Raw genomic sequence first — 7,020 nt, forward strand, 5'->3', positions numbered from 1 at the left:
CCTGGTGGCGCCGGACGGCACCGTCTACACGCTGCACAACCACGCCGGCGGCAGCGCCGACAACATCGCCCAGACCTACACCGTGAACGCCTCCTCGGAGGTCGCGAACGGCTCCTGGAAGCTGCGCGTCAACGACAATGCCGCCTCCGACACGGGCAAGATCGACGCCTGGAACCTGACCTTCTAGCGCAGGGCCGGGCAACGCCCGCGTACAACACGCCCTGCGCCGGCGACAGCTCCTTGCCCGCGGCCAAGGGCAAGGCGGGCTGCGGTCTGTTCGGCCAGGGCTGCGAACTGCTGGGTGGCAGAGGGCATATGGGCCTCGGCAGCTGTGAACGCCGCGGCCGGGGCCCATATGCCGGAGACGTCCAGGAAGGCCGCGAACGGCCTGGGGCCGGCGTCCAGCTCACCGTGCGCCTTCTTGAGGAGCTGTCGGCCCAGTCATCCAGTCAGGCCGGATCACCGGACTCACCATCCACACCCACCACCGTGACCCGCCATAGGCCTGCGACGTCATCCGCTCCCCGAGCCAGCGATGTAACGCAGGCACGAACTCCGGGTAGCTGGATCATCCAGGGGCGCGGGCTATTCCAGACATGGCTGCTACAGCTCGAACTCCAGGTGCTCCACATTTGTGAACCGGACTTCTTCCAGGCTTCCGGCGCGGCGGCCGCCGTCCTGAAAATAGACCTCCTTGAGCGCTTCGGCGGCGATCTCCTGGAGCTCGGAGTCGCTGGCGCCGGCCTGTTGGGCGTCGAAGAGGCGGGCGGCGTAGCGGGGCGGCAGCGCGACGGTGAGGTGGCGGATGCGGTCTTGGTCGGTTGTGCCGATGGGGGCGGTGTAGCCGAGGCGGGCGCGGGTGTCGATGACGATGCCGCCGGTGGTCGCCGCCTTCTTGCGGGCCTTGGCCCGGATCTGGAGCTGCCAGCGGGCTTTCACCTCGCGTTCCAGGCGTGCGGCCAGGTCTGGGCGGGGCTTTTTGATCTGGTCTTTCACCTACCGTTCAACGGTGGCGCTGGGAGATCCGCAGCATCTGGGCGACCGCCTTGGTGCCCCCCCCCAACTGCTTGACCAGGTAGCGCATCTGCGTGGGTGCGCTCTTGGGCGCCCGGGCGGATGAACGCCTTGTGCACCGCGGCCTCCAGGCCGTCCCCGAACATGCTCATCGCCTGCCCACTCCCCTATTCGCCGTTGTCGACGTCGGTGACGCTGCCGTCCTTGATGTACCGGGCGGGGTTGAGGTCCGGTGCGTTGAACCGCTCGCCGACCTCTTCCCCCCCGTTACCTTTTTCGTGGCTCTGCAATGGGGCCTCCGGCCTTCGGGTCCGGTATGACTTCGCCCTCCTGTTCGTGATGATCCGGGGTGGTGTCACCGAGCCCGGAGGCATCGACGGACCGCTGATGAGGGGCTTGAGCACCGGCTTCACCCGAGCCGGAAGAGCTCTCCGTAACGTGGATGTGGCAGCTCGATGCCGAGGCAAGGCCGGACGAAAGCGTGAGCGGAGGGGCTCGCACGTGGTCGACACGAGTGACATTGACGTCCTGCTCGGCCTGGACGTCGGAAAGGGCGAACACCACGCCACCGCCGTCAACCCGGCCGGGAAGAAGGCCTTCGACAAGCGACTGCCCAACACCGAGCCCAAGACTCCGCGAGCTGTTCGCCAAGCTGAAGGCCAAGCACGGAACGGTGCTGGTCGTCGTCGACCAGCCGGCCTCGATCGGTGCCCTGCCGCTGGCCGTTGCGAGGGACATAGGCTGCCCCGTCGCCTACCTTCCGGGCCTCACGATGCGGCGGATCGCCGACCTCTACCCGGGCGAGGCCAAGACGGACGCGAAGGACGCGTTCATCACCGCGGACGCGGCCCGCGCGATGCCTCACACGCTGCGGGCGATCGACGGCGAGGACGAGACCATCGCCGAGCTGGAGATGATCGTCGGGTTCGACGACGACCTGGCCGGAGAGGCCACCAGGGTCGCGAACCGCCTCCACGGCCTGCTGACCCAGATCCACCCTTCGCTGGAGCGGGTGCTGGGGCCGCGGTTGCAGCACCCGGCGGTGCTGGCCTCGCTGGAGCGGTTCGGTTCACCGTCCCAGATCCGCAAGGCCGGACGGCGGCGGCTGGTCACGCTGTTACGGCCGAAGGCCCCGCGGATGGCCGCGCGACTCGTCAAGGACATCTTCACCGCCTTGGACGAGCAGACCGTCACCGTTCCGGGCACCGAGGCAGCCGCGCTGATCGTCCCGAGCCTGGCCGGATCCCTGACTGCAGTCCTTGACCAGCGCAAACTCTTGGCCGGGCGGATCGAGGAACTCCTGGAGGACCACCCTCTTTCCAAGGTCCTGACGTCGATGCCGGGGGTCGGCGTCAGGACTGGAGCCCGGATCCTGATCGAGGTCGGTGACGGCAGCACCTTCCCGACCGCCGGGCACCTCGCCGCCTATGCGGGTCTCGCCCCGGCGACCCGGAGCTCGGGCTCCTCGATCCGCAGCGAACAGCCCTCCAGGAGAGGAAACAAGCAGCTCAAACGGGCCTTCTTCCTCTCGGCATTCACGGCTCTGGGCGACCCCGCGTCCCGGGCCTACTACGACAAGAAGATCGCTCAGGGCAAGCACCACACCCAGGCCCTGCTCTGCCTCGCCAGACGACGAGCCGACGTCCTCTTCGCGATGCTCCGCGACGGAACCTTCTACGAACCCCAATCCGCCGCAACCAGGTGAGGAGTTCGGTCCGCTCGATCAGTCTTCCGGCCGAAGCCTCTGACGAGCCGCCTCAAGCCGCTCGTCATAGTCGGATGCGAACAGCTCAGGAAGCGTCTTGTCGAGCGTTCCGGCGATCCTATGGATCGGCGCCCACACCGCCGGATCGTCGACAACCTGGCTGAAGTCCGCCATCTGGAGCTTCTCCAGCCAGTGCGACAGCACCAATGCCTCGTCACTCGTGAGCTTGATCGTGACCTGGCTATCACTCATGCACACCCCATCGGCTCAGCCCGCCCTCGATCACACGAACCTACTGGCCTTCGACCTTGACCAAACACATAGGGGCACCCCCCACAGGACGGACTGGGTGCCCTCGTACTTGACCAGGCCTGGGTTGATGCCGAGCTTGAAGCCGCCCGGGAGCGGCTTGCCGTCCCGGTAGGGCAGGAAGTCCAGCGGGCTGGTGCCGCCTGCCGCGTACACGACGCAGTCGGACAGGATCGCCACCGGGTACTGCCCGGTGAACGCCGCGTGCTTGACGATCTTCCGGTGCAGGTTGATTCGCGTGCGGGAGATGACCGCCGCATGGATGTCCGGCCGCCAGGTCGGCCGGGCGAGGGCCCGCCACGGCTGGCCGGGCTTCCAGCCCTCGCCACGGGGCCGCTCACGCAGCTTGCCCGGGCTGCCCTTCACCGACGCCTTGATGGCCGAAACGACGATCGCCAGCTGAGGGTCACCCTGCCGGTAGCCGTCAGGAAGTCGGCCGGCGACAGGTCCGCGCCGACGCCGAGGTCGGCGTCGCGCAGCCGGTTGTACCAGCCGTCCAGGTAACGCCCGCTGTCGTAGCGCACGTAGGCCTCGACCGGCGCGACGTCGTAGCCGAGCTCCGCCGCGTAGGCGACGGTGGGTGTCGCGTACCAGGCCGGGCCCTCGGGCCGGTCGCCCTTCGGCGTGAACAGGTTGGGCAGCAGACTGGCGTCCAGCTCTGCCCACTGGTCCTTGCCGACCTTCACCCGCGACAGGTCCACATGGCTGGGGTCGACCAACAGGACTCGTCACGCGCTCCTGGCACCTGGCGAAACGGCAGCCTGATGACACAGGTCCGGCGTCAGCCACCAGGAAGCTCCTCATACCGGTGGTCCCTAGCGGCCGGCCTTCGAGGCGGCGCGGCGTGTCTACCTGAAGCGGCTGTCGTTGAACGGGCACCGCACACGGGTCCCCTACAGCCCGTGGACGAGGAGCGAGGGCCCGAGCTGGCTTCTGGCTTCGGGCCCTCAGCTCACCCCAGGCCGCTATGGGCTGACGAAACGTCCAGCTGGCGAGGCCCGTACGGACGCCGATCACGCGCAGCGGCGCGCAGAAGCCGGACAAGCCGCTGCGCGCCGCGAAACAGAAATCAGCCGGTGACTGGTTCCACGGTCACCCGGAACACGGGATCAGTGGTGGCCGCCCTGACCACTCTGCCCCTGGCCGCCCTGGTGCTGACCGCCACCCTGACCGGCCTGGCCATCCTGACCAGCTTGACCGGCCTGGCCACCCTGCCCCTGGCCACCCTGGTGCTGACCGCCACCCTGACCAGCTTGACCACCCTGACCAGCTTGACCACCCTGACCAGCTTGACCGGCCTGGCCACCCTGGCCCTGACCGCCCTGGCCCTGGCCACCCTGATGCTGACCGCCCTGGCCCTGGCCACCCTGGTGCTGACCGCCACCCTGACCGGCCTGGCCCTGGCCACCCTGACCAGCTTGACCGGCCTGGCCACCCTGGCCCTGACCGCCCTGGCCACCCTGGCCCTGGTGACTGCCCTGGCCGTGGTGACCGTTCTGGCCCTGGTGGCTGGGCTGGCCGCCGGTCCGGGGCGCTCCGCCGTGGCTGCCGTGGTGTGCTCCGTTGTGGTCACGGTGGTGGCGTCCGCCGAGGTCGCCCAGGCGCCGGCCGTCGCGGAAGCGTCGGCTGCCGAAGTCGTCCCAGCGCCAGCCGTCACGGTCACGGAAGTGACGGCCGCCCCACGAGACCTCGTCGACGAACCGGCCGCGGTCGTTGCGCAGCGTCGCGGTGTCGGAGCGGTTGTCCCACACGTAGTTGCGGCGGTCCTGGTACACGTCCTGGTAGGTGTCGCGGCCGATACCCGTGTGCACGCGGACCGTTGCGCGGCCGCCGAGGCGGTAGTGGTCGAAGGTGTAGGTGTGGCCGTCCTCGTCGGACAGCGTCCAGTCGTCCAGGTTCACGCTGCGCCACGAGGTGTTGGTGACGTCGATCCACTCCCGGTTCAGGGAGTAGTTGGAACGGTCGTCGTAGCCCGGGGAGTCGTACTGAACGCCGCTGATGACAACGCCGGAGCGGTACGCGGCCGCGTGGTGGGGGCTGGACTGGGCGGAGGCCGGCAGCGCGGACGCACCGAACGCAGTGCCCGCCGCGAGAGTCGCGGCGGCGATGCGGGAGATCGAACGAGAAGACATCAACAGTGCTCCCCTTGAGGTGCAAGCCCGCATCACGACCGACCTGAACGGCCGGAGGCGGGCGGTGTGCGGATCCCGGCTGCTGCCGAGAACCCACAGCCTGCCCGCCCGACCGACTCGATAGAAGATGCGCCGTTTCGTGTCGCTGTATGCGGACATTTTCGTAACAGTCGCCTGTAGCACTCACCCAACCCCTCAGACCCCCACACTCAGTTCCCGGACGGATACATCCATCCCGTGATCATCACGGCGAAAGCGCTTTCCGGCCGTCGTACACCCCTGCACGCCCACAACCCTCCGCACACCAAAGTCCTCTTCGGCATGTAACAGGCAAATACGACGAATCAACGAACAATCGACTGATAACTCATCAATTGTTCGTATGCACCCCCACATCCGGAACCTTCAAAGAGCAAAGAGAGCCCTGGCCTTACCGCGGTCGAAAGCGCCCACCGACGAACAGGGCTTGCCAGAAAACACGGCGCCAATAAGCGGCGTCGTCCGCGTGCAGCAACTTCCCTCGACCGCGCGACACGCACAGGCACCCACCACTGCCGCCGTACGGGAAATCAGGGCCCGAGCCTCTGCCTGGCCCCGGGGCGTTCCTGTTCTCGACACGGAGCACGGTCAGGTATCTCGCCAGCCGGGCTCGAGGCAGTCGAGCAGAGCATGGAAGGCCATGCCGGCCCGATCCCAGTCGCCATTGGTCGTCGAGCAGGGCCTGGGAGCGCAGGAGTGGTCGCCGTTCGTCCATGGCGGGCGCTTCGGTGACCATGCGTTCCTTGGTCCCGAAGTAATCCAGGAGCATGCGGTCGCTGGTCCCCAGGTGCCGAGCGAGCGGGCGCAGGGACAGACCCGCTACACCGTTGCGGACCATGTATTCACGGACCCCGACCAGCAGGTCACGCCGCTTGACCGGGCCAGTTGGGCGAGACATGCAGGCTCCCGGCTGTCAGTTCGTGGGCCGATGAGGCGACTAGCGCGCCTTTCTCGGGCTGGCAGCCGCTCTCTACTGCTGCGAACGGTCCCTCAAAATGCCCATGCAGGACACGCTGCAAGAGGAATGCAACCTTCCAACACTTTGACACGTCCTAGTGATGTGAACACGACAAAAGGTCATGAAGCAAAGGGAGGGAATATGCAATTCCGTACTACCAAAATCAAACTTGCCGCAGGCGTGGTCGGCGCACTGACCGCCGCCACCACCCTCGGCCTGGGCGCCACGTCAGCCTCCGCTGCCGAGGTCCACTGCGCCTCCTTCACCTGGGTGCAGGCGGGCGGGTCGGTGCCTGACGGGTCCTATTACCTCCACAAGCCGTCGACGGCCGCGAACTCAGGAAACTACAACTGCGTCGTGACCCGCGGGGACCACAACTACGCCGTGCTGGCCTTGCAGGAGACCCTGATCACCTGCTACTCGCAGAACATCCAGCCGGATATGGACTTCGGCCCCGCCACCGAGCAGGCGGTCAAGAACGCCCAGACAATAATCAACGGGAGGTGGAACGCGGGGCTGAGCGTGGACGGCCGTTTCGGCCCCATGACCAGCTCCTGGTTCTCCTTCAAGCAATACAAGCAGGACGGTACCCACACCAACGGCTGCTTCTGAGAGCGCGGCTGGAACGTTCAGAACCTGTTCGCAAGCCCCCGGACCGGCGGGCTCGGTAGCCCGGTATCAGATGGGCTCCAGGCCAAGCTGGTGGCCTCCAGCCTGAGAACGATCAAGGCCGGGTCGGTCCACTGACCGGATGCGCCGGCCGGGGCGGGGGGGGGGGGCCCCGGCGCCCCCCCCCCCCCCCCCCCCGACCGCACCCCCCGCGCGCCCTGCGAGGGGGGGGGCGGGGGGGGGAGAGAGAGAGC

The 7,020-nt window shown here is 67.7% G+C and carries 4 protein-coding genes and 4 pseudogenes; 3 read left to right on the plus strand and 5 right to left on the minus strand.

The window, feature by feature from the left end; all coding sequences use genetic code 11:
* The first annotated feature begins 4 nt into the window (after positions 1 to 4).
* The gene (locus ACFV2J_RS21145; protein ID WP_385082890.1) at positions 5 to 187 is read left to right on the plus strand and encodes a proprotein convertase P-domain-containing protein; all 183 of its coding nucleotides are present in this window, start codon (positions 5 to 7) and stop codon (positions 185 to 187) included.
* A gap of 416 nt (positions 188 to 603) precedes the next feature.
* On the opposite strand, the pseudogene tpg reads toward ACFV2J_RS21145, so the two are convergent.
* Positions 604 to 1,166, minus strand: a pseudogene (gene tpg, locus ACFV2J_RS21150) (telomere-protecting terminal protein Tpg).
* A gap of 15 nt (positions 1,167 to 1,181) precedes the next feature.
* The gene (locus tag ACFV2J_RS21155) at positions 1,182 to 1,304 is read right to left on the minus strand and encodes a hypothetical protein (RefSeq protein WP_385082891.1); all 123 of its coding nucleotides are present in this window, start codon (positions 1,302 to 1,304) and stop codon (positions 1,182 to 1,184) included.
* A gap of 211 nt (positions 1,305 to 1,515) precedes the next feature.
* Between ACFV2J_RS21155 and ACFV2J_RS21160 the strand changes: the two are divergent.
* Positions 1,516 to 2,719 (plus strand): annotated as a pseudogene (locus ACFV2J_RS21160) (IS110 family transposase).
* 18 nt (positions 2,720 to 2,737) lie between these two features.
* On the opposite strand, the gene ACFV2J_RS21165 reads toward ACFV2J_RS21160, so the two are convergent.
* The 3 genes and pseudogenes from ACFV2J_RS21165 to ACFV2J_RS21175 all read right to left on the minus strand — a co-directional run.
* On the minus strand, positions 2,738 to 2,971 hold the full coding sequence (locus ACFV2J_RS21165) for a hypothetical protein (protein WP_385082886.1): 234 nt from the start codon (positions 2,969 to 2,971) through the stop codon (positions 2,738 to 2,740).
* Between the two features lie 78 nt (positions 2,972 to 3,049).
* Positions 3,050 to 3,747, minus strand: a pseudogene (locus tag ACFV2J_RS21170) (transcriptional regulator); the annotation flags it as partial.
* Positions 3,748 to 4,677: 930 nt separating this feature from the next.
* Positions 4,678 to 5,160, minus strand: a pseudogene (locus tag ACFV2J_RS21175) (lamin tail domain-containing protein); the annotation flags it as partial.
* Positions 5,161 to 6,298: 1,138 nt separating this feature from the next.
* Between ACFV2J_RS21175 and ACFV2J_RS21180 the strand changes: the two are divergent.
* Positions 6,299 to 6,769 (plus strand): peptidoglycan-binding protein, encoded by a 471-nt coding sequence (locus tag ACFV2J_RS21180; RefSeq protein WP_385082888.1) that lies wholly within the window; start codon positions 6,299 to 6,301, stop codon positions 6,767 to 6,769.
* Positions 6,770 to 7,020: the final 251 nt, after the last annotated feature.

The organism is Streptomyces sp. NPDC059668, from assembly GCF_042734135.1.
Classification (GTDB): Bacteria; Actinomycetota; Actinomycetes; order Streptomycetales; family Streptomycetaceae; genus Streptomyces.